Raw genomic sequence first — 21,543 nt, 5'->3', positions numbered from 1 at the left:
TTATCTGCTTATTTAGTTTTAATTTTATGATTCTTATAACTCTCTTTTTCACTGTAATAATCATCTGTTTTCCATATGAATATTCCTTTAAAACCGAAAATAATGGAAATAATAAGAACTACAAAGCTATACCATAAGAAAGGTAAATAGTGCATGGTAGATACACCTAAAGTGGTAGCCATAAATACCCCACCATCTGACCATGGAATCATTGGGGTAGTAACTGTACCACCTGCCTCTGAATTCCTAGATAATACGGTACGCTTAATTTTTAACTTATCGTAGTTTTTTTCAGTCATTTTTGTTGCTGTAAGTAATGATACATATGCAGCACCACCAAAGAAATTACCAAATATCCCTGCTAGTAAAGTGGTTAAAGTTAAACGCCCTGAATTATAAGCCCATTCACTAAATATATTACTTATTTTTTGAGTAACACCAATTACTTCCATTAATCCTCCAATACCTAAGGCAATGATTACGAGTAATACTGTCTCGAGCATAAAGGTGATGCCTCCACGATTTAATAAGTTATCAATAAATGAGATGCCAGAAGAAATATCATTACCTCTATATAATATTTTTATACTTTCCACAAAAGGGATGCCTTGGAACCAAACAGCCCATAATGCTCCCATTAAGCTTCCGAATAATATTACAGGAACAGAGGGAACCTTTAATGCCAATAGAATTATAACTATTATTAAAGGCACTGCCATCCAACCTGAAATGTTAAATTGATCAGATAATTGTCCCATCGCTTTTTCAGCTTGAGCTAAACTACCTTCTTTACTGCTCACTGTAAAGTTAGCTATCCCAAATAGAATTAAAGTAATAATGACACTTGGTATAGAGACGAATGACATTGATTTGATGTGGTCAAACAAGTCCACTCTAGATAATGAAGCTGTCATAACTGTTGTGTCAGATAGTGGCGACATTTTGTCTCCTACGTAACAGCCTGAAATAACTGCTCCTGCCACAAGTGGAAGGGGCACTCCAAAGCTTGTGCCAATTCCTATCATCGCAATCCCTGCTGTTCCTGCTGATCCAAAAGATGTACCAGTCGCCAAGGAAGTTATAATACATATAACAAATGCTGTAACAAGAAAGAACGTTGGGCTTATGATATGCAATCCTGCGTAAATAATACTTGGTACAATACCACTAGCAATCCATGTACCTATTAATGCTCCAATTGAAATCATTACTAGTATTGCTTCCATTCCCTCATATATGCCTTTACATAGACCTGCTTGAAGTTGGTTATAGGAGTAACCTATTTTTAAGCCAACTATAATGATGATGAACCAAATAAGTAATAACGCTATTTGGATTGGTAATCCTAAATAAATCACTACTACAAACATAGTTATAATAAATGCTATAAGTATAAATATGATTTCTTTTCCGGTTGGTAATCTGTAATTGTTATCCATTTTCCCCACCCTTTAGTTTAAGGTCATTGTAAAATGAACCCTTTTTTAAATGGATCTGTTTCAGACATATAAAATTGACTAAAGCTACTTACTGATGCCTCTAAAACAAATTTTTTATCCTGAGTTTTTATATGTTGATTCGTCATAGTAAGTAGACTAGATATATTGTCGAAACGATGATATATTATAGAATACGCCGCTGAATCTGGCACCCTAACAATTTGATCGCTATGCATAATTAAGACACGATGTGTTTTGCTATCAAAATATATATAATTTTCAATATCATTTTGCTGATGGTGTTTTTGATATGCATCATATATTCCCAATATTTTTTGTATGTTCATCGATTTTAAATCTAGAGTTTTAACAAACCCGTAAAGCTTACTATCAACTTTATAAATATCCATTTCTTCTTTTTCTTTAACTAACTCCACTGAAGACACTTTAACTTCCATGTTTTTATCTTCCACTGAATGATTCGTATATAAGCCGTTTACTTCTATATTAAAATTGATATTTGGATTCACTACATTCTGTAACATAAAACGTGTGGCTTTCGAAATTGTTTCTAATTGTACTGAATGGCCAAGAGGCTGAAACGTTACAACTTCACATTTGTCGCCTTTAATAGAGTAAACACAAAATAATAAATAAGGATGACCCCTAGGCTCGTGATACATTGCTGATAATTTTGAAATGTTTTGTTTCATCCAATCCATACTTAACTTTTGGTTAGAAGTAGTTTTAAGTTGTTCAAAAGAAACAAATCTAAATAAACCACCCATTACTTCACAATCATAGCTTGTACATATCAATTGAGTGTTCATTTTATAAACCTCCTATATTAAGTTAATGGCGGGATAAATAAGTAATTATCTTCCTTCGCTTTTTCACTGTAATAAAAATCATGTTTTCCCATTGGCCAAGCCCTACCCGAAATACTAACGTCAATATATTCATATCCATTAACAACTGTATTATTTAGCACGATTCCTTTAAAAACAGAACCTATAATACTTTCATGTAAAAATTCATCTCCTTTTTTAAGTTCTTTTTTATAAACAAGCGTAGCCATTTTAGCTGATGTACCTGTCCCGCAAGGAGATCTATCAATACCACCTGGTGGAACAATAACTGTGTTTTTAAAATTAATATCCTTATGAATCACTTTTTTAGATGAAAACTCAATATGTGTTAAACCTTTAATAAACGATTTTTCTGGATGCTGAACGTTATATTTTTCATTAATTTGATTTCTAATCTCTATAGCTTTTTTAACAATATAGCTGCTATTTTCAGGTATTAATTCAATACCTAATTGGTCAGCATCTATAATGCCGTAAAAATTTCCTCCATAACTAATATCGATAAAAATTTTACCTAGCGTTGCATGTTCGATATTTACAGTTTTCAAATAAAAGCTCGGGACGTTCTTAAAACTAACTTCCTTAACTTCTCCATCTTCTATTTTAGTTTCTGTTTTTACCAAACCTGCAGGAGTATCAATATTAATTCTCGTTATAGGATCAACTTTTTCAACGAAACCAAGCTCAATCAGCGCAGTACAAAACCCAATCGTATCGTGACCACACATAGGTAAGTAACCACCTGTCTCTATATAAATAGCACCAAAATCAGCTTCCTTATTGCAAGGTTCTACCATGATAGTTCCGCTCATTACTTCATGACCTCTTGGCTCGTTCATTAAAAATCTGCGATAGTGATCATAATATAACTTCATATATTGCATTTTTTCAGCTACTGTACCCCCTATCATTTTAGGCATTCCGCTCAAAACTGTCCGAGTAGGGTTTCCTCCAGTATGTGTATCAAATGTTGAAAACAAACGGTCATATTTCATAATTAAACCTCCTTAAAACGATTCACTGATAAAGGAGAAATATCAATTTCTGTTTCTTTGTCTGAAATAAGTTGTTCTATAAATAAGCCCGTAATAGAAGACAACCCGATACCGTCCCCTTCATGTCCTGCAGCGACATAAAATCCTTCAACTTCTGTTTCGCTAACAATTGGTAAATGGTCCTCTGTAAAAGGTCTTAATCCAGAATAAGTTCTTATTAAACTCATATCTTTTAATTTAGGATAAAAATGAATTGCTCTCTGTGCGATTAACCGATTTACCTTTGAATTAACTTTTTTATCATATCCATTAAATTCTCTGCTTGAGCCAATAAGAAAATTTTGACTTTCTGTGGGTTCAAATACTAAAGCAATACCGTAATCCTCCATCTCTTTAGATACTTGTCGTTCTCCCCCAAATTTGGACATCAGATAGCCAAATTCCATTACTTTTCTAATTCCAACCGTTTCATTCCTAGATGCTACTAAAATCTGCCCTTTTCTTGGATGAATGGGAATATGAACATCTAGCATACTTCCTATTTCAGAAGCATATATACCACAAGCGTTGACCACTTTATTAGCGTAAAAAGAATGATTGGTAGTTTGAATATAAAAAGTTTCATTACTTTTATTTATGTTCTTCACATGTTCATATTCATAAACTTTTAAGCCATGTTGTTTAGCAGTTTCAATAAAACTATAGGTGAGCATATAGGGATTAACCGTCGAGTCTGTAGAACATTCCAAACCACCCAATAAATGATCTGAAAAATACTTAGACTCATTTTTTATATCCTGTTTATCCAACATTTTAAAATCTAATCCGTAGTCTCGTTGTTGTTGAACCCATTGTTCTGCAGCCTGCATCTCCTTTTCTGTTTCACAGACTAATATACTTCCGGGTTTCCGATACTCAAAAGGTAGAATCAATTCTTTGCTCAATTCGTGAATCAACTTTTGACTTCGTAAAGTCATTTGACTATCAAACCCTGGCGTTTTATCAATCGCTAAAATATTTCCATCACAATGGGACGAAGTTAAAGAAGCAAGTTCTTTACTTTCAATCAAACCGACATCATATCCAGCTTTTGATAAAAAATAACTAATACTTGCGCCTATAATTCCGCCACCGATTATAAGTACCTCGTGATTTATATCATTCAAATAATATCCCTCCTTTACTAATTCTATAAGCAATTTATATGCCAAAAAGAAAATAAAAGAATTTTGGTAAAGCGCTTTCATAAGTGTTAAGTTTTATATAGTATTTATTATTTTTTTTACACTGGAGGAAAATACTATTGAATAAATCAGAATTAGAAGCATTAGTTGAAGTATTACTTAACATTAGTCATCAAAGCTACACCATTATTGATAAAGAGGGACGAGTAGTTTATTGGAGTATGGAAGCATCTAATATATTTCAAATATCAAATGAAGATATTATAGGAAAATCCATTAATCAATTTTTTGAAAAAAAGGATTTAATTATTTTAGAATCATTAAAAAAAGCGAAGCCCTACCAAAAAGAAGAACATTACGCTGGTAATAATAAATACGTTAATATCATTTCAAAACCAATCATTTGCAACAATGAAGTAGTTGGGGCCATTGTTACAGAATTAGATGTAAGTGACCAAGTATATAACCGTAACAAAATAAAACAATTTGAAAACCAAATTTCAGTACTGGAACGTCAAATTTCAGAATACAATGATCATGGTTCGTTTAGTTCAATTATTGGTAACAGTAGTAACATGACCCGTGTAAAATATTTAATAAAAAAAGCTGCACAATCTGAGGTTAATACATTAATTACTGGAGAAAGCGGAGTTGGAAAGGAGTTATTTTCACGTAGTATACATGACTTTAGTAAACGATTTAAACAACCTTTTGTAACTGTTAATTGTGGAACTATACCTGCCAACCTTTTCGAGAGTGAAATGTTTGGCTATGAAAAAGGAGCGTTTAGCGGTGCCAACCAAAAAGGAAAAGAGGGACTGATTGAACAGGCGGATAAAGGCACACTTTTCCTAGATGAAATTGCTGATATGCCCCTTGAAATGCAAGTTAAATTACTTAGAATGATTCAAGAAAAAAATTTTTATCGTGTTGGAGGCACCACAGAACGCTCTATTGATGTACGTATTGTTGCAGCTACAAATAAAAACTTAATAGATGAAGTACAAAAAGGGACATTTAGAGAAGATTTATTTTATAGACTTAACGTAGTAAATATTGAAATTCCACCTTTACGAGATAGAAAAGAAGATATAGAAACACTTTCATATCACTTTTATCAACTATCTAAACGAAATTACGAAATCAAACTACAACCCATTCCTTTGACTTTAATGCAAAAATTCAAACACTACAACTGGCCTGGTAACGTTCGTGAATTACAAAATATCATTGAAAGGTTAATTATTTTTTCAGAAGACGGAGATTTTCAAGAATACATTTTTGATGATTATGCTAATTTCGAAAAGAACAATTATTCAAAATCTATTGAAATAGAGGGCAGTTTATCAGAAAAGTTAAAATACTATGAAGGTGAAATTATAAATAAAATTTATAAAGAGTGTGATTATAATAAAAAGGCAACAGCAGTAAAATTGGGTATTTCTAGACCGACTTTATATGCAAAATTAACTTATTACAATATTACTTAAATAGTTTGGCATCAAATTTGCTTATATATTTATAAATCAGTAAATGAGGTGTTACTTATGGAAGATATAGTAATTTGTCGTTGTGAAAATGTAACTTTAAAACACATATTAAAAACAGTAGAAAAATATGATAGTAGTGTTAGAGAAACTAAATTACGTACGCGCGCAGGTATGGGATTTTGTGGTGGAAGAACATGTAAAAATCATATCGATAAGATTATAAATAAAGGTAAAAAAATAAATACTGAATTTACAACAATGAAAGTTCAACCTCCCGTGCGCCCTGTTACGTTTGGAGAGTTAGGAGGCAGCGAAGATGACTAAGCGTATTTATAACCATCCTTTATTGAAAAATATTGAAACTGAAACTGTGGAAATGTTTTACAACCATCATCCCCTAACATGTCACGTTGGGGAAAGTGTAGCAAGTTGTCTATTAGCCAATGATATACGTACAATTCGTCATCATGAAGATGATAATTCTCCAAGAGGTATATTTTGTAATATAGGACATTGTTTTGAATGCCGAGCAGAGATTGATGGGAAAAAGAATATTAGAACATGTCTTACACCAGTACAAGAAGGAATGTCTGTGATAAGTGGCCACTCCCTTCCTCATGATGTGAGAGAATGGAGTGAAAACCATGTTTGATGTAATTATAATAGGTGCTGGTCCTGCTGGTGCATCGGCTGCGCGAATTCTTATGAAGGAAAAAAAGGTGCTGTTATTAGACGAATATTACCGTATAGGTGGGAGATTAATAGGTCAACTCTATGAGGATAATAACGGAGATGTTTGGAATGGATATGAAAAAGCAGAAACACTATCTGGTGCGTTACATCACCCTAACTTAACTGTGAAGTTATCCACGAGCGTTACTAATATTGAAAAACCAAATGAATATTATATTATTAATACCACCAGTGGCAATTTTAAAGCTAAATATTTGCTAGTGTGTACTGGCGCTCAAGAATTAGCGCCAGCTTTACCTGGAAGTACATTACCAGGTGTTATGACCGTGGGGGCAGCACAAGTTCTAACAAATGTTCAACGTGTTGCTCCAGGTAATAAAGGAGCTATTATAGGTATAAATGTCTTAAGCAGCGCCATTTTATCTGAACTACATATGGCTGATATAGAAGTTAAAATCATGTCTCTACCATATTGTAACGAAGTAAATTTTCAGGATGCTATTCCTCAAAATGTATTTAAAAAATTATTGAATATCTCACATATGGCGCCTAGCTTTTTTATAAAATTAAGTACGAAATTATTGAAAATTATGCCCCAAATTCAACCTTTAGCTTTTAAACTTATTCCTAAAAAAGGTATAAAGCTTTTTAATACATCTGTACATTTAAAAAAAGCAGTTGTATCTATTAATGGTAAAGAAAAGGTAGAATCTATTACATTAAAAAATGTAGATAAAGATGGCAACGTAATTTCAAATAAAGAAGAGATTATCCCTATAGATTTTGTATGTTTGTCTGGAGGTTTAACGCCTTTATCTGAGCTTCTTGGATTATTAAATGTATCATTTACTTATGTAGAAAGTTTAGGAGGGTTTATTCCACTGCACAATGATGCCATGGAGACTGAAATAAATAATCTGTATATAGCTGGAAATATAACAGGTATTGAAGGAGCTATGGTGGCTATGAAACAAGGAGAAATAGCTGCTTATCAGATATTAGGTTGCGCTGATAAAGTGAAATCAGTCCAAAATGAACTTTTACAAGAGCGTCGCGAAGCGACGATACAATTCCATGAATGTATCGAAGAAGGACGAAATTATATTAATGATATGTGGAAGTCTTCTGAGACTATCTAATTTTTATTTACTAATACTTTGTCTATCTAAATTTGACAATGTTGTACTCCTTACTGATTGGATTATCCTATACATCATACCAGTTAATGAGGAATAAGATCCTTTTCAAGTAATTCGATAACACATGGATAGAATAAATTCTAAAATCTTCGAGGGGATTTAGTAATTACGAGAAGTTGTTACTTCATTTGAGGAATAAAGTTATTATCAATCCATTATTTTATAAGTATATGAAAAAATTTAAAGATGGCTTTATGTAAATCAATTGAAAAGACAGAAACTTTATTAGAAAAAGGGGGAACTAAAATGACTCAACATAATGAAATTATTAAATGCGCAGAAAAATATCAATTACACATACAACCTCAAACAATAGCATTGAATGAATCAGGATTAGATTTTCAAGTTGCATTCGGAGAAGATGAACACGGCGTAGAATGGGTTTTGAGACTACCAAGGAGACCTGACGTTTATAAACGCACAAAATCTGAAAAACAAACAGTAGATTTCTTACAAAAAAATGTTTCTTTTGAAGTGCCGAAGTGGAAAATACACGAACAAGACCTTATTGCTTATCCAAAACTGACAGGACAACCCGCAGCAACGATAGATCCAGAACTACAAGATTATGTATGGGCAATTGAACATAAACCAGTACCAGAAAACTTTATTAACACATTAGCTGAAACACTTGTAGATTTACACAACATACCAGAAGAAAACATTTCTGCACAGCATATAAAAATTAAAAACATACAAGAAGTAAAAGATGACTTTCAAAGAAGAATGAATAAAGTTAAAGAAACTTATGGTGTAGCAGATGACTTATGGAATAGGTGGCAACGATGGTTAGAAAATGATGAACTATGGCCTCGACATGCGACCATGATTCATGGAGACTTACATCCAGGACATATCATGGTAGATGACGAAGCAAATGTTACAGGTCTCATAGACTGGACCGAAGCAATACACTCCGATCCATCAATGGATTTTATGGGACACCACCGTGTATTCGACGATGCAGGATTGGAGCAACTCATAACAGCATATGGTAAAGCTGGAGGAGAAACCTGGCCACGAATGAAAGAGCATATTATAGAACTCAATGCTGTATTTCCAATGTTTATTGCTGAATTTGCGATGGAATCAGGAGAAGCGGCATATGAAAAAATGGCATTAAAAGAGTTAGGTATGGAAAAGTAGAAATTATCAAAAAATATAATTTGTGTTATTTTACATCATGGTCTATAATATTTAGTGATTAATCAATAAATATTATAGAGGTGTTTTATGAAGAATAATAATAGCGCAAAAAGAGAGCAAGAAATCTTAGAAGCTAGTTTAAAAGCATTTGCTGAAAATGGCTACTATAAGACAACTACAGCGCATGTAGCTACTATAGCTAATATTTCGCAACCATACGTGTTCAAGTTTTTTAAAACAAAAGAAGAGTTATTTATAGCTTCTTTAAATCAAGCATTTGATAGAATTATCCAAAACTTTAAAAACATTGAATCGACAAAAGAGAACATTGTAAATGATATGATTGATGTTTATGAAAACATTTCTACAACGTATCCTAATGAGGTTAGCATTCAAGTCGTTGCGCTTTCTGTAACAGAAGAAAACATACAACAAACTGTCAGAACGGGACTATTAAATATTAGAAGTTATGTATTGGATAGATTTATAGCTGAAGGTGTAAGTGAAGCAGAAAATGAAGTAACTACTTTCTTATCAAGAGGTATACTGTGCAACATCTCTCGATTTATCAATGCTCCAGAATTGATTGATCGTAGTATAAATTGATAACTACTTTAAGTAGTTATTTATTTTTAAATTTTATTTATTGATTAATCACTAAATAAAAAGGGTGTGTTTTATAATGAAAAAAGCTCTAGTTTTAGGTGCAACTGGTGGTACAGGAGAAGCTGTTGTTTCGGAGTTATTACGCCGTAATATAGAAGTTATTGCTTTTGGACGCTCAAAAAATAAATTACAAAATTTAATGACAAAATATAATAATACAAAGCTTTCTTATGCTTTAGGGGATATATTTAACTACCAATCAATTGAAAATGCAGCTGTAGATGTTGATATTATTTTCCAATGTGCAAACGTACCTTATCAAGAAATGGAAGAAAAGTTACCTATCATAGGTAATAATGTGATGAAAGTAGCTGATAAATTATCAAAAAAAATCGTTATCGTTGATGGTATATATGTTTATGGTCATCAATCTGCTATAGGCGATGAAAATCATCCTAAATTGCCACATACGAAAAAAGGAAAAATACGTCTGCAATTTGAAAATTTAATATTTGATAGTAACAAATGGAAAAATGCGAAACCGTTAATTGTTAGATTGCCGGATTATTTTGGACCGAGTTCCCAAAATTCATATTTACAGCCTACAATAAATGGTGTTTTAAACAATAATAACACTATCTTTATCGGTAATTTGAAGACACCTCGTGAGTATATATATTTACCAGATGCAGCTAAAATGATCGTAAATATTGCTGAAAAAGAGGATGCTTATGGTGAAAATTGGAATATACCAGGAGGAAATCCTATTTCTGGAAAAGAGATTATTCATTTGGCTCGTAAAATTACTAAATATAAAAAAGCAATAATACCATTAAATAAGACAATGATATTTTTAATGGGAATATTTAATCCTTTTATGAGAGAAATTACTGAAATGATGTATATCACGAAGGATGGCTTTATTTTAAATAATCAAAAATATAAAGACCGAGTTGGTCCAATTATAAAAACTGATTTTGAACAAGCCTTAAATGAAACATTAAGTCATAATGGCAAAAATAAAGTATAAAAATAAGTACAAATCTTTTCATTTGTTCCCTTCAAACTGTCGATAAAGTCTCTGACTTTGTTGGCAGTTTTTTGTGCACGCTTTCCACGGGCACTGTCTCAGCCTGTAGTCTTAGGCTAGTGCGCTTTCCGCAGGAGTCGGCTCAAATCACTGCCAATATTATAATATATAAATTAAACAGTGGTCTCGGCATATGTTTATCTAGACAATTCTAGTGTGAATTTATATTTTTGTGGATGATATACCACCTCTGAATATTCAAAAATTTTGCCATTACTTAATATAGAATGTGCGCACAATTCTAATAATGGTTCATCTTCTTGTATTTTAAATATTTCCATTTGTTCATTGTCAGGCAATTTTGGTATAAATTCCTCAAATCTGTTTTTTATACTATACCCTTTGCTTTTTATATATCCATATTTCGATTTTGTCATTGCGTCTATAGATAAATCTGGAAATAATGAAAAAGGCAAATAGGCATTCTCAATAATTAACGGTTCCCCATTTAGATGTCTTATACGTTTTACGTTATATACTTTGTCTTCACTAGTTATTTCCAATATGTTTCTTATTTTTTCTGTTGGATTTATTAACTTAAATTCTATAACTTCATTTTGTATCGATCCACTTGTAGGTTGCATCTCTTCTGTGAATCCTTGTAATTTAAAAAGGTTATGTTCAAATTTACGAGAGCTTACATAAGTTCCGCTACCTTTTACACTGTATAACGTTTTTTCATTTACTAGTTCAGTTATAGCTCGCCTAACTGTCACTCTACTTACGCCATATAAGTTTGATAACTGACTTTCAGTAGGTATGGCATCTCCTTCTTGCAATTTTTCTTCTTCAATTAAATTTTGTATATTTTTCATCATATATTTATATAAAGGCATTTTTTTGTTATTCATAGTTTCGCTCCTTTTTTATATATTAACATTTTTGGGCATAGATAATACAAAAATTTAAATTTGTATTATATTTGTATTGAAAATAAAAATACAAATATGTATAATGATCACAAAAGTGAAAGGGGTTTCATTATGAAAAAAATTAATTTAACAATTATAGGTGGGGGCAGCACATATACTTTGGGGATTTTAATGAGTTTAATTGATGAGAAAGAGCGACTTCCATTAAAAAGTCTTACTTTATATGATAATGATAAATCAAGACAAAGACTTATAGGACAAGCAGCACAAATTTTATTAAAAGAACATTATCCAGAGTTAGAATCTTTCAATTTCACTACGAATCAGGAAAATGCGTTTAAAAACGCCGATGCTATATTTGTTCAAATAAGAACAGGTGGTCTACCAATGAGAGAGCAAGATGAACAAATACCTATTAAACATGGTTTGGTTGGGCAAGAGACATGTGGTGCTGGAGGCATGGCCTATGGATTTAGATCCATTAAGGATATGATTCAACTGATAAATGACATTCGTTCAATTAATAAAGACACTTGGATATTAAATTATACAAACCCAGCAGCAATTGTTGGTTTAGCATTAGATAAAGTTTTTCCGGATGATTATAAAATCTTAAATATTTGTGATATGCCAATCGGTATTATGAAAAGCTATGCTGATTTGTTAAATGAAGACGTTTGGGAGTTAGAAGCTGACTACTTTGGATTAAATCATTTTGGTTGGTTTACTGCTATAAGAAATGGAAGAGGTATAGATGTTACGAAGAAAATAAAAGAAAAAGTATTAAACGAAGATTTCAAACCTACTGATAAATTAATAGCGAACGATCCCTCCTGGCAAGCCACATTTAATCAAGCCAAAACGATGTTACATGACTTTAAAGATTATTTACCTAACACATATTTGCAATATTATTTATACCCTGAAAAGTTATCAAAAAAAGAAAATTTAAATAATACACGAGCAAGACAAGTTATAAATGGACGTGAAACTGAAGTTTTCAATGATTGTCAAACCATTATACAAAATCAATCCACCGCTAAAATAAATGTTGAAGGTGATATTCATGGTTCGTATATGGTTAGAGCTGCTGCATCATTAGTTCATAATACACAGCAAAAATTTATTGTTATGACACGTAATAATGGTGTGATTTCTAACTTACCATACGATGCATTAGTTGAGGTCCCATCATTACTTACAAGTCATGGTGTTGAGCCAATTAACGTGGGCACAATAGGAACTTTTTATAAGGGATTGCTCGAAAACCAACACGCTTATGAAAGTTTGGTTGTAGAAGCATATTTAGAAAACAGCTATGACAAATTGTTGCAAGCTATGGTGTTGAATAGAACAATTATAGACACTGACAAAGCAAAGACAGTTTTAGATGATTTAATTCATGCAAATCAAGATTATTGGCCGACATTATACTAAGCAAAGGACTGATGACATGAAAGTTATTATTAATGCAGACGATTTTGGATATTCAAATGGTGTTAATTATGGAATCATAGACGCTTATAAAAATGGAATTTTGACTTCTACAACTTGTTTAACTAACGGGAGTGGTTTCGCTCATGCAATTCAATTAGCTAAAGAAAATTCAGAACTCGGGGTAGGTGTGCACCTAACATTAACTAGTGGCAAGCCACTTACAGGTAACCTATCTTCTTTAACTGATAGTAGTGGTAATTTCAAAAATATTTCACATTATGAAAATAAATTTTATATAGATACTCAAGAGTTATATATAGAATGGAAAACTCAAATTGAAAAATTTTTGAGAACTGGATTAAAACCAACTCACCTAGATAGTCATCATCATGTAAATAATTTACCAAATATCAAACCAGTGTTTTTACAGTTAGCAACTGAATATAATTTACCTGTACGCAATAATTTTGGGGGTAGTGAAAACTACACTGATATTAAAATGGTAGATTATTTTGAACGTCAACCTGAAACCATTTTAAAAACAGCAGCAGAAATAAAAAATGATTATAAAAGTTATGAAACAATTGAAATAATGTGTCACCCCGCCTATATAGACAAAATTTTAAGAGATAGTTCTTCATTTGTCACTCCTAGAATTGAAGAACTGGATATTTTAACAAGTAAACATGCTAAAAATACTTTTACAGTAACAAATGGATTTAGTTTGATAAATTATTCTAATCTTTAATGATTAAAGGGTGTGGGAAGAATGATGAAGTTCTTACAAAAAATGGGGAAATCCATGTTAATTCCTATTGTTGCATTGCCAGCTGCTGGAATTTTATTTCGAATTAGTTCTGAAGATTTATTAGATTGGAAGTTACTTCAATCTACAGGAGCTATTTTCAACAATATTGACATACTTATAGCCATTGGCGTTGCTATGGGACTTTCAAAAACAAAAGACAGAGGCATTCCAGCTTTAACAGGATTTATAGCAATCGCTATATTGAATGAAGGTTTAAAAATATTAAATTCTGATTTGGATATGAGTGTATTTGGGGGTCTATTATCAGGACTAATTGCAGCTTGGTCTTACAACAAGTTTAAAGATACAGATTTACCAAAAGTTTTTTCATTTTTTTCAGGAGAAAATTTTCCGATTACAATGGTAATCATATTGATGATTCCAGTTACAGGATTAAGCTATCTTATTTGGCCATATGCACAAAACTCCATAGATTGGTTAGCACAATCTCTTGTAACTTTAGGAGGCATAGGGGTATTCATCTACGGATTTTTAAATAGATTTTTACTCCCGTTTGGTTTACACCATGTATTAAACACATATATTTATTTTGGCTTAGGTTCGTTTGAAACTTCGGGTGGCGAGATGGTACATGGTGAAATTACTCGATTTTTAAATGGAGATCCCACTGCTGGCTATTTTTTAAGTGGCTATTTCGTGACGATTATATTTGGTATACCTGCAATTGCTTTAGCCATTGCAGTAATAGCGAAATATAACAAAAATAATACTAAGGCTTTAATGGGATCAGGTAGTTTCACTGCTATCATCGCTGGTATAACAGAACCTATAGAATTCACTTTTTTATTTACTTCTCCGTTTTTATACTTTATCCATTCTGTTTATACGGGGTTAGCAGGTATGGTTTTATATTATTTGCATGTACGAGAGGGATTTTCTTGGGGTGGAAGTATTATTGATTATTTTTTGAATCTTAGCTTATCTGATAGAGGTTGGCTTATTATCCCTGTAGGTATAGGATTCTTTATGTTATACTTTTTAACTTTTTATTACTATATTCGTTATAGAAAGGTACCAATTATTGGTCAAGTAGAGGAAAATAACTTAGAAAATATGAACAAGGAAGACGAGGAAAATTTATCTTTAACACATAATCATTATCAGTATATGACTCAAAAGATTATTTCGAATATCGGTGGTAAGGAAAACATTGTAGATTTCGAAAATTGCATGACGAGATTAAGATTGGAATTAAAAGATAGTTCATTAGTAAATATAGAAAGAATTAAACAAACTGGAGCACATGGGGTTATAATAATAGATAAGCATCATGCACAAATAGTTATAGGGCCAGAAGTTAATAAAGTAGCCAAATCTCTATCTAAAGAAATAGAATCATGATTATTTAAACTAACAAATTGTAAATATTGTTCATTTCTACTTACCCCACATTAGCTTTAAGGAATGTGGGGTGTTGTTATACTGACTCTGTTAATAAGTGTTTTAATCGTCTTAATATCAAATTTAATAGAAGTAATGAGCTTTCATTTTACTAAAACTTATTCTATCAATTACTGCTTAATTCGAACAACATCAAATTGAATTACTCTTTATTATTCACACAAAGGCAATGAATAATTTTATAGTAAATAATTTTTAACATTAAATTGTTTAACAAATTAAAATGTTTTCAAATGTATTACGTCGTAATTTCTAAAAAATTACAATTTCATTGTAACGGGTGATTTTTGACAATATTCCGTGCTTTTTATATCAAAAATTGATAGTATATTGATTCGTAAGTTATTAAGTAGCGATAGTATTGTTTAAGGGAACATATATAATATTTATAAATTGTACCAGCGCACAAATGTCAGACGCTATGAATTTTTAATGGCACTGACCAATTCACATATATGTAAGATAATGACCCAACATGTTAACTAGGCGCAATCACTAGTGGTTGTCATACAGAGTTTCCTTTAAAAATAGATGAATCATGAAATGTTTCAGCATTAATCATGCTATATCACACTTAATATCAAAAATGACAGAGTAAGAGGTATAAAAATGATTAAAGCAACAATGCAAGATCAAGAAAATGATAAGTATTTACTACAAATTGTAGATGCACATGTAATGAAACGCATAACGAAAGACACACAAGAAAGCGTGTACTGCTGTTTATATCAAAGTGATATGTTGACGTTAGACGCGCTAACTACGTATACCAATGAACTAAAGGTAACAAAAGATTGCATTGGAGCGGCTAACATCAATTCGACACTAACAGCTATGGGTAATGGTTATTACCAAGCAACAGTGGCATTATTTAGCCAGTCAGCACAAGAGTTACGTCATGCAACAGAGCATTTAACATTACTAGATGTCACTACAGCACGTAATTATATGTTAACAGCATAAACTATATTTACATTAGCTATAATAAGTGAACACGAATAAAGCAAGGTACGAGATCAACGTATAATATTGGTTTCTACCTTGCTTTTTATTTTTTTAAAATACTAAAAGTTAGGACATCATAATTTTAAAATGCAATTTAAATATGGAATCATCTTAATAATAGGTTGTAAAATTATGTTTTTCCGATATGATTATTTTTAAAAGTAAATTATGATCTAGCGATTAAATAGATGTAAGTTAAGAGGGTGGGGAGTCTTGCAGAAAAAACGAATGAAACTGAGTACAACAATTATTATTTTAGTAGGTATTGTTGTATTATCGGCGCTAGTGGTGACGAGTATTTTAATTAGTAATACCGTCCGAGAGGCTGTGCGACATACTGCAGAGGAAAAATCTCAAGTTGTTTCACGGACGATTGCGCATTCTGAAATTGTAAAATCTGGTTTGCAACATCAACAAGATGAACAGAAAATTCAAGAGTATACGTCTGAAATTCAATCAGTGACAGACGTGAGTTTTATAGTAGTTATGGATATGAATGGTATACGTAAATCACATCCTAAGCCTGAGCGTATTGGCAAGAAATTTCAAGGTGGGGATGAATATCCTGTATTACATGGTCGTGCTAGTATGTCAGAATCGAAAGGAACACTTGGCAAATCATTGCGCTCATTTACACCGATTTATGATGGTGATCAACAAATTGGTGCTGTAGCAGTAGGGATACCAATGGAAAGTGTGAATGAAGCCTTTGCCAATGCTAACCGTGATATAATTTTAGGTGCTATTTTTGGCATTTTAGTAGGTATTGTCGGTGCAATTTTATTATCACGTTATATTAAAAAGATACTTCACGGCTTGGAGCCATCGGGCATTGCTCAATTGTTAGGGGAGCGTAATACTATGTTGCAATCTGTACATGAAGGCATTGTGGCTGTGAACCGTGATGGTCGTATCAACTTAGTTAATAAGTCAGCGCAAGATATCTTTAATAAAGCAGGGTTGCCTTCGGAATGCCTATTACAGATTATATGGATTCGACACAGTTGCCTACAGTACTAGAAACAGGTAAACCAGAACACGATGAAGAACAAAATATTAATGGATTGAAAATTTTAGTCAATCGGGTTCCCCTCTATGTCAATAATGAAATTGTGGGTGCAATATCTACATTTAGAGATAAGACAGAGATGGACCAGTTATCTCAACAATTAGTGGGCGTGCAAACATATGCGGAAACACTACGTGCGCAATCGCATGAATTTCGTAACCGACTACATGTTATTCAAGGTATGTTGCAAATGGAAAATTATGACGACTTACAGTTGTATATTAATGATATTGTAGAACATGGGTCAGAAGAAGATGATAATATTGCGACACATATTAAAGATGCGGCATTAGCTGGTTTTCTTATTGGAAAATTAAGTTTAGCACGGGAACAGAACATTACTTTAACGATTATAAATAAAACGGTAATTCCTGAGCCCCAGCATTCCTATTTAACGCATGAAATCATTACCATTGTTGGTAATTTAATAGATAATAGTATGGATTCGCTCACAACTGCTAGCACCAAATCAATTGATGTTCAGTTGAAATATGACTTAGAACATCTTTATATTGATGTGATTGATTCTGGTAAAGGTTTATGTGATGAGGTGAAACATAAAATCTTTGAAAAAGGTTATTCCACAAAAGGTAACCATAGAGGATACGGGCTGTATCTCGTGAAGCAAAGTATCGATAAAGTACAAGGGAATATTACGATAACCACACCTAAACAAGGTGGAACCATGTTTTCAGTGACGATTCCTTATCCGGAAAGAAGGCGTGAACAATGATTCGAGTATTAATTGTAGAAGACGATCCCATGGTCGCACAATTAAACAAACAATTTTTAGCTAAAATTGAAGGCTATACGCTAGTAGCTATGGCGAATAGTGTGGCAGAGGCACGTGAACGGTTAACTACAGAAGTAATTGATTTAGTTCTTTTAGATGTTTATATGCCAGAAGAGGATGGCTTAGCGTTGTTAAGTGATATTCGTGCGCAACAACTACCAACGGATGCGATATTAATAACGGCAGCTACCGATGTGACTCAAGTACAAACAGCTTTACGCTATGGTGCAGTCGATTACTTAATAAAACCATTTGAATTTGAGCGCTTTAAAACAGCATTAAATAAATATAAGCAACATTATGATTTGTTACATGGTCAACAGTCTATATCACAGACGTCATTAGATCGTCAGTTATTGTCACAAACCCAAACACCAGATAATACGCAAGCCAACTTACCTAAAGGGTTAACGCAAAAAACATTACAAGCGATTATTAATAAAGTAAATGATTCTGGAGAACGTGCTTTCTCTACTGATGAAATTGCGGAAATGGCAAATATTTCACGTGTATCTGTACGTAAATATTTAAAATTTCTAGCTGATATAGAAGTATTAGAAGAATCAATGACATACGGTATCGGTAGACCGGTCTATTTATATACATTTAATAAAGAGAATATGTATATCGTACAACAATATTTACAATAGTTTTGAATGCCAAGTAACAATGGTAAACAGTGTTCTGTAGAGCGCAATAATTGTGTTCAGAAATAATAAGTAGAGCAAATGACAGCGCTTTTTTTAATTACAAAAAGATTATTAAACTTTCATAAACTAGGCTTCCCCCTTATTTCGCATTAGGATAAATATATGTTAAATAAGGGGGATTATTATGATTTCAAAAAGTGAAATGAAAGCGGTTTCTACTGGGTTGGGAGACAGAGATGCAAGCTTATGGACGAAAATAACACAGCTTAAAGTGGGTGTAGTGCCCTTACCATTATATATAACGTTAGCAATTATTATTTATGCAGCATTTGTTTATAATACATTACCACCAGATATGATTGGTGGTTTTGCAGTGATTATGATTATTGGAATTTTACTAGGCGACTTAGGGATGAAAATTCCTATTTTAAAAGATATTGGTGGACCAGCCATTTTAGCTTTATTGATTCCATCTGTCTTAGTATTTTTAAATTTAATTAATCCAGCGACTATGAAAGCTGTAACGACATTAATGAAAACATCGAACTTTTTATACTTATACATTTCGTGTTTAGTTGTTGGTAGTATTTTAGGCATGAATGGCAAAATGTTAATTCAAGGTTTCACGCGTATGTTTGTACCATTGATTGTAGGTACAGCATCAGCAATTCTTGTTGGTATCGGCGTCTGTTTTTTATTCGGTTATGATGTGATGCACACATTATTTTACATCATTGTACCTATTATTGGTGGTGGCATTGGTGAAGGTATCTTACCTTTATCATTAGCGTATTCATCTATCTTAGGTGAATCTGCAGAGTCATTTGTAGGGCAAATGATTCCTGCAGCAGTTATCGGCAATATTGTTGCTGTGGTATCGGCAGGTTTAATGATGAGATTAGGCGAAAAAAACAAAGCATTGTCAGGCAACGGGACTTTAGTTAAATCTGACGGTAAAAATGATTTAACGGCAGAAACGCAAAATGAAAAGAAACCAATCGACTTTGGCTTAATGGGTGCAGGTTTACTTATCGCATGTAGTTTCTTTATTTTCGGTGGGTTAGCAGAAAAATTTATAGGTATACCAGGTCCGGTTATTATGATATTACTTGCAACATTTATTAAATGTTTACAATTGATGCCACAGAAAATGGAAGACGGTGCGCATCATTTATATAAATTTGTTTCTACAAGTTTGACGTGGCCGCTTATGGTTGGTTTAGGTATGTTATATATTCCACTGGAAGATGTCGTGAAAATTGTAACACCAGCCTATGCTATTATTTGTGCTTCAGTCGTTATTACGATGGTAAGTTCAGGTTATTTTGTCGGAAAATTAATGAATATGTATCCTGTAGACGCAGCGATTGTTACAGGTTGTCACAGTGGTTTAGGCGGTACTGGTGATGTAGCTATTTTATCAGCATCAAGACGTATGTCCTTAATGCCATTTGCGCAAGTAGCAACACGTATTGGCGGGGTTTCCACAGTTATTGGCGCATCATTATTATTAAAACTTTTAAATTAATTAAGAAAATAGAACAATAAGGAGTATTAAAATGACTACACACACATATAAAGCAGAAGCACTTGCACTACATGAACAATACGCAGGTAAAATAGAAGTCGCGAGTAAAATTGAAGTCAATAGCGAAGAAGATTTAAGCGTTGTTTATACCCCAGGTGTGTCGGAAGTCTGTAAAGCAATTGCTGCAGATGAAACGAAAGTAAACAAGTTAACATCGAGAGGCAAAATGATTGGTGTTGTAACAGATGGTACAGCTGTTTTAGGTTTAGGAAATATTGGTCCGAAAGCCGCATTGCCAGTAATGGAAGGAAAAAGTATTTTATTTAAATCTTTTGCAGGCTTAGATGCTTTTCCAATTTGCCTTGACACTACAAATACCGAAGAAATTATTGCTATGGTAAAAGCGTTACAACCTAATTTTGCAGGCATTAACTTAGAAGATATTGCAGCCCCACGATGCTTTGAAATTGAAGCACGCTTAAAAGAAGAACTAGATATTCCAGTCTTCCATGATGATCAACACGGTACAGCAATCGTTGTGTTAGCCGCATTACTCAATGCTAGTAAAGTAGTAAAGAAACAACATGATGACTTAAAAATTGTTATTAATGGGGCAGGATCCGCAGGTATTGCTATAGCTCGATTATTATTAGCTGCAGGCTACAACAATATTTCATTAGTGAGCTTAGAAGGTGTAGTGTGTGAAGGTGCAGACTGGATGAACCCAGCCCAACAAAACATTGCTACACAGACAAACAGTGCGCATATACAAGGTGATTTAAATGATGTCATTGTCCATGCGGATGTCTTTATCGGTGTATCGGGACCTAACGCTTTATCATCAGCACACATCGCTACAATGAATGATAATCCAATCATTTTTGCTTTAGCCAACCCTGTGCCTGAAATATATCCTGAAGACGCACGGGCAGCAGGTGCAACAGTTATAGGAACAGGGCGTTCAGATTATCCCAATCAAATTAATAATCTACTAGCTTTCCCAGGTATTTTTAAAGGTATTTTACAAGCACAGAAAAAAGATATTACGATGGCAGCGAAAGTAGCAGCGGCTCACGCCATAGCTGAAGTTGTTGACCCATCAGAATTAACTGCCGATTACGTTATTCCAAGTGCTTTGAACCCCAATGTCGTAGATGCAGTGGCAGATGTAGTAGCTATTGCTGTGACAGAGGAACAAGCTGTGACAATGAACTAAATCTAGTAATAATACAAACTTATAACGGCACA

General features: G+C 32.9%; 21 protein-coding genes. 16 read left to right on the top strand and 5 right to left on the bottom strand.

All coding sequences use genetic code 11. The features are described 5' to 3' along the window. Positions 1-8: 8 nt before the first annotated feature. The 4 genes from nhaC to KA845_RS02160 are packed head-to-tail and all read right to left on the bottom strand — an operon-like array spanning position 9 to position 4,469. Positions 9-1,439, bottom strand: coding sequence for a Na+/H+ antiporter NhaC (gene nhaC / locus KA845_RS02175; RefSeq protein WP_167868036.1), 1,431 nt, complete (start codon positions 1,437-1,439; stop codon positions 9-11). 23 nt (positions 1,440-1,462) lie between these two features. Next, positions 1,463-2,269: a hypothetical protein gene (locus tag KA845_RS02170; RefSeq protein WP_210127769.1), complete on the bottom strand. Its 807-nt coding sequence runs from the start codon at positions 2,267-2,269 to the stop codon at positions 1,463-1,465. A 17-nt stretch (positions 2,270-2,286) separates the two neighbouring features. Continuing rightward, positions 2,287-3,303 (bottom strand): proline racemase family protein, encoded by a 1,017-nt coding sequence (locus tag KA845_RS02165; protein ID WP_210127768.1) that lies wholly within the window; start codon positions 3,301-3,303, stop codon positions 2,287-2,289. Between the two features lie 2 nt (positions 3,304-3,305). Further along, entirely contained in the window at positions 3,306-4,469 is a 1,164-nt protein-coding gene (locus KA845_RS02160) for an NAD(P)/FAD-dependent oxidoreductase (RefSeq protein WP_238126226.1), read from the bottom strand. A gap of 137 nt (positions 4,470-4,606) precedes the next feature. Between KA845_RS02160 and KA845_RS02155 the strand changes: the two genes are divergently transcribed. From KA845_RS02155 to KA845_RS02125, 7 genes are all read left to right on the top strand, one after another. Continuing rightward, complete coding sequence (locus KA845_RS02155; RefSeq protein ID WP_210127767.1) at positions 4,607-5,977, top strand: sigma-54 interaction domain-containing protein; 1,371 nt, start codon at positions 4,607-4,609, stop codon at positions 5,975-5,977. A 57-nt stretch (positions 5,978-6,034) separates the two neighbouring features. Further along, the gene (locus tag KA845_RS02150) at positions 6,035-6,301 is read left to right on the top strand and encodes a (2Fe-2S)-binding protein (RefSeq protein ID WP_021459393.1); all 267 of its coding nucleotides are present in this window, start codon (positions 6,035-6,037) and stop codon (positions 6,299-6,301) included. After that, complete coding sequence (locus tag KA845_RS02145) at positions 6,294-6,629, top strand: (2Fe-2S)-binding protein (RefSeq protein WP_021459392.1); 336 nt, start codon at positions 6,294-6,296, stop codon at positions 6,627-6,629. Before KA845_RS02150 ends, KA845_RS02145 begins: the two co-directional genes overlap by 8 nt. Beyond that, positions 6,622-7,809 (top strand): NAD(P)/FAD-dependent oxidoreductase, encoded by a 1,188-nt coding sequence (locus tag KA845_RS02140; RefSeq protein WP_210127766.1) that lies wholly within the window; start codon positions 6,622-6,624, stop codon positions 7,807-7,809. Before KA845_RS02145 ends, KA845_RS02140 begins: the two co-directional genes overlap by 8 nt. 306 nt (positions 7,810-8,115) lie before the next feature. Next, positions 8,116-9,015, top strand: a complete 900-nt coding sequence (locus KA845_RS02135) for an Mph(C) family macrolide 2'-phosphotransferase (RefSeq protein ID WP_210127765.1) — start codon at positions 8,116-8,118, stop codon at positions 9,013-9,015. Between the two features lie 87 nt (positions 9,016-9,102). Then, complete coding sequence (locus KA845_RS02130) at positions 9,103-9,621, top strand: TetR/AcrR family transcriptional regulator (protein ID WP_210127764.1); 519 nt, start codon at positions 9,103-9,105, stop codon at positions 9,619-9,621. A gap of 76 nt (positions 9,622-9,697) precedes the next feature. Continuing rightward, entirely contained in the window at positions 9,698-10,651 is a 954-nt protein-coding gene (locus tag KA845_RS02125) for an SDR family NAD(P)-dependent oxidoreductase (protein WP_210127763.1), read from the top strand. A gap of 197 nt (positions 10,652-10,848) precedes the next feature. Here the strand turns inward: KA845_RS02125 and KA845_RS02120 are convergent, their stop codons facing one another. After that, complete coding sequence (locus KA845_RS02120) at positions 10,849-11,562, bottom strand: GntR family transcriptional regulator (RefSeq protein WP_210127762.1); 714 nt, start codon at positions 11,560-11,562, stop codon at positions 10,849-10,851. A 132-nt stretch (positions 11,563-11,694) separates the two neighbouring features. Here KA845_RS02120 and KA845_RS02115 point away from each other — a divergent pair, with 132 nt between their 5' ends. The 9 genes from KA845_RS02115 (at position 11,695) to KA845_RS02080 (ending at position 21,511) form a co-directional block, all read left to right on the top strand. After that, complete coding sequence (locus KA845_RS02115; protein WP_210127761.1) at positions 11,695-13,020, top strand: family 4 glycosyl hydrolase; 1,326 nt, start codon at positions 11,695-11,697, stop codon at positions 13,018-13,020. 16 nt (positions 13,021-13,036) lie between these two features. Then, positions 13,037-13,768 carry a chitin disaccharide deacetylase gene (gene chbG, locus KA845_RS02110; RefSeq protein WP_210127760.1) on the top strand — a complete coding sequence of 244 codons (732 nt, stop codon included), beginning with the start codon at positions 13,037-13,039 and terminating at the stop codon, positions 13,766-13,768. A 21-nt stretch (positions 13,769-13,789) separates the two neighbouring features. Beyond that, the gene (locus KA845_RS02105; protein WP_210127759.1) at positions 13,790-15,190 is read left to right on the top strand and encodes a PTS transporter subunit EIIC; all 1,401 of its coding nucleotides are present in this window, start codon (positions 13,790-13,792) and stop codon (positions 15,188-15,190) included. Positions 15,191-15,859: 669 nt separating this feature from the next. Further along, positions 15,860-16,213 carry a hypothetical protein gene (locus KA845_RS02100; protein WP_107373841.1) on the top strand — a complete coding sequence of 118 codons (354 nt, stop codon included), beginning with the start codon at positions 15,860-15,862 and terminating at the stop codon, positions 16,211-16,213. Between the two features lie 255 nt (positions 16,214-16,468). Continuing rightward, positions 16,469-17,275 (top strand): PAS domain-containing protein, encoded by an 807-nt coding sequence (locus KA845_RS13115; protein WP_348634721.1) that lies wholly within the window; start codon positions 16,469-16,471, stop codon positions 17,273-17,275. Next, positions 17,227-18,057 (top strand): ATP-binding protein, encoded by an 831-nt coding sequence (locus KA845_RS13110; protein ID WP_348634720.1) that lies wholly within the window; start codon positions 17,227-17,229, stop codon positions 18,055-18,057. Before KA845_RS13115 ends, KA845_RS13110 begins: the two co-directional genes overlap by 49 nt. After that, a complete protein-coding gene (locus tag KA845_RS02090; protein ID WP_002509676.1) occupies positions 18,054-18,767 on the top strand; it encodes a response regulator in 714 nt (237 codons plus the stop codon). The genes KA845_RS13110 and KA845_RS02090 overlap by 4 nt, the downstream gene beginning before the upstream one ends. Positions 18,768-18,951: 184 nt before the next feature. Beyond that, complete coding sequence (locus KA845_RS02085) at positions 18,952-20,295, top strand: 2-hydroxycarboxylate transporter family protein (RefSeq protein ID WP_210127758.1); 1,344 nt, start codon at positions 18,952-18,954, stop codon at positions 20,293-20,295. A gap of 31 nt (positions 20,296-20,326) precedes the next feature. After that, entirely contained in the window at positions 20,327-21,511 is a 1,185-nt protein-coding gene (locus KA845_RS02080) for an NAD(P)-dependent malic enzyme (RefSeq protein ID WP_210127757.1), read from the top strand. Positions 21,512-21,543: the final 32 nt, after the last annotated feature.

Source organism: Staphylococcus sp. GDX8P114P-2 (assembly GCF_017892945.1).
Taxonomy (GTDB): Bacteria; Bacillota; Bacilli; order Staphylococcales; family Staphylococcaceae; genus Staphylococcus; species Staphylococcus arlettae.
The sequence above is the reverse complement of the archived record's forward strand: the minus strand, read 5'-3'. Positions and strand labels throughout refer to the sequence as shown.

Bases quoted from the DNA above. Each gene is read 5' to 3' on its own strand.
- KA845_RS02140 (WP_210127766.1), top strand. From the start codon at position 6,622: ATGTTTGATGTAATTATAATAGGTGCTGGTCCTGCTGGTGCATCGGCT.
- KA845_RS02085 (WP_210127758.1), top strand. From the start codon at position 18,952: ATGATTTCAAAAAGTGAAATGAAAGCGGTTTCTACTGGGTTGGGAGAC.
- KA845_RS02145 (WP_021459392.1), top strand. From the start codon at position 6,294: ATGACTAAGCGTATTTATAACCATCCTTTATTGAAAAATATTGAAACT.
- KA845_RS02090 (WP_002509676.1), top strand. From the start codon at position 18,054: ATGATTCGAGTATTAATTGTAGAAGACGATCCCATGGTCGCACAATTA.
- KA845_RS02115 (WP_210127761.1), top strand. From the start codon at position 11,695: ATGAAAAAAATTAATTTAACAATTATAGGTGGGGGCAGCACATATACT.
- nhaC (WP_167868036.1), bottom strand. From the start codon at position 1,439: ATGGATAACAATTACAGATTACCAACCGGAAAAGAAATCATATTTATA.
- KA845_RS02170 (WP_210127769.1), bottom strand. From the start codon at position 2,269: ATGAACACTCAATTGATATGTACAAGCTATGATTGTGAAGTAATGGGT.
- KA845_RS02120 (WP_210127762.1), bottom strand. From the start codon at position 11,562: ATGAATAACAAAAAAATGCCTTTATATAAATATATGATGAAAAATATA.
- KA845_RS02165 (WP_210127768.1), bottom strand. From the start codon at position 3,303: ATGAAATATGACCGTTTGTTTTCAACATTTGATACACATACTGGAGGA.
- KA845_RS02135 (WP_210127765.1), top strand. From the start codon at position 8,116: ATGACTCAACATAATGAAATTATTAAATGCGCAGAAAAATATCAATTA.
- KA845_RS02100 (WP_107373841.1), top strand. From the start codon at position 15,860: ATGATTAAAGCAACAATGCAAGATCAAGAAAATGATAAGTATTTACTA.
- KA845_RS02130 (WP_210127764.1), top strand. From the start codon at position 9,103: ATGAAGAATAATAATAGCGCAAAAAGAGAGCAAGAAATCTTAGAAGCT.
- KA845_RS13110 (WP_348634720.1), top strand. From the start codon at position 17,227: ATGCCTATTACAGATTATATGGATTCGACACAGTTGCCTACAGTACTA.
- KA845_RS02150 (WP_021459393.1), top strand. From the start codon at position 6,035: ATGGAAGATATAGTAATTTGTCGTTGTGAAAATGTAACTTTAAAACAC.
- KA845_RS02105 (WP_210127759.1), top strand. From the start codon at position 13,790: ATGATGAAGTTCTTACAAAAAATGGGGAAATCCATGTTAATTCCTATT.
- KA845_RS02080 (WP_210127757.1), top strand. From the start codon at position 20,327: ATGACTACACACACATATAAAGCAGAAGCACTTGCACTACATGAACAA.
- KA845_RS02125 (WP_210127763.1), top strand. From the start codon at position 9,698: ATGAAAAAAGCTCTAGTTTTAGGTGCAACTGGTGGTACAGGAGAAGCT.
- chbG (WP_210127760.1), top strand. From the start codon at position 13,037: ATGAAAGTTATTATTAATGCAGACGATTTTGGATATTCAAATGGTGTT.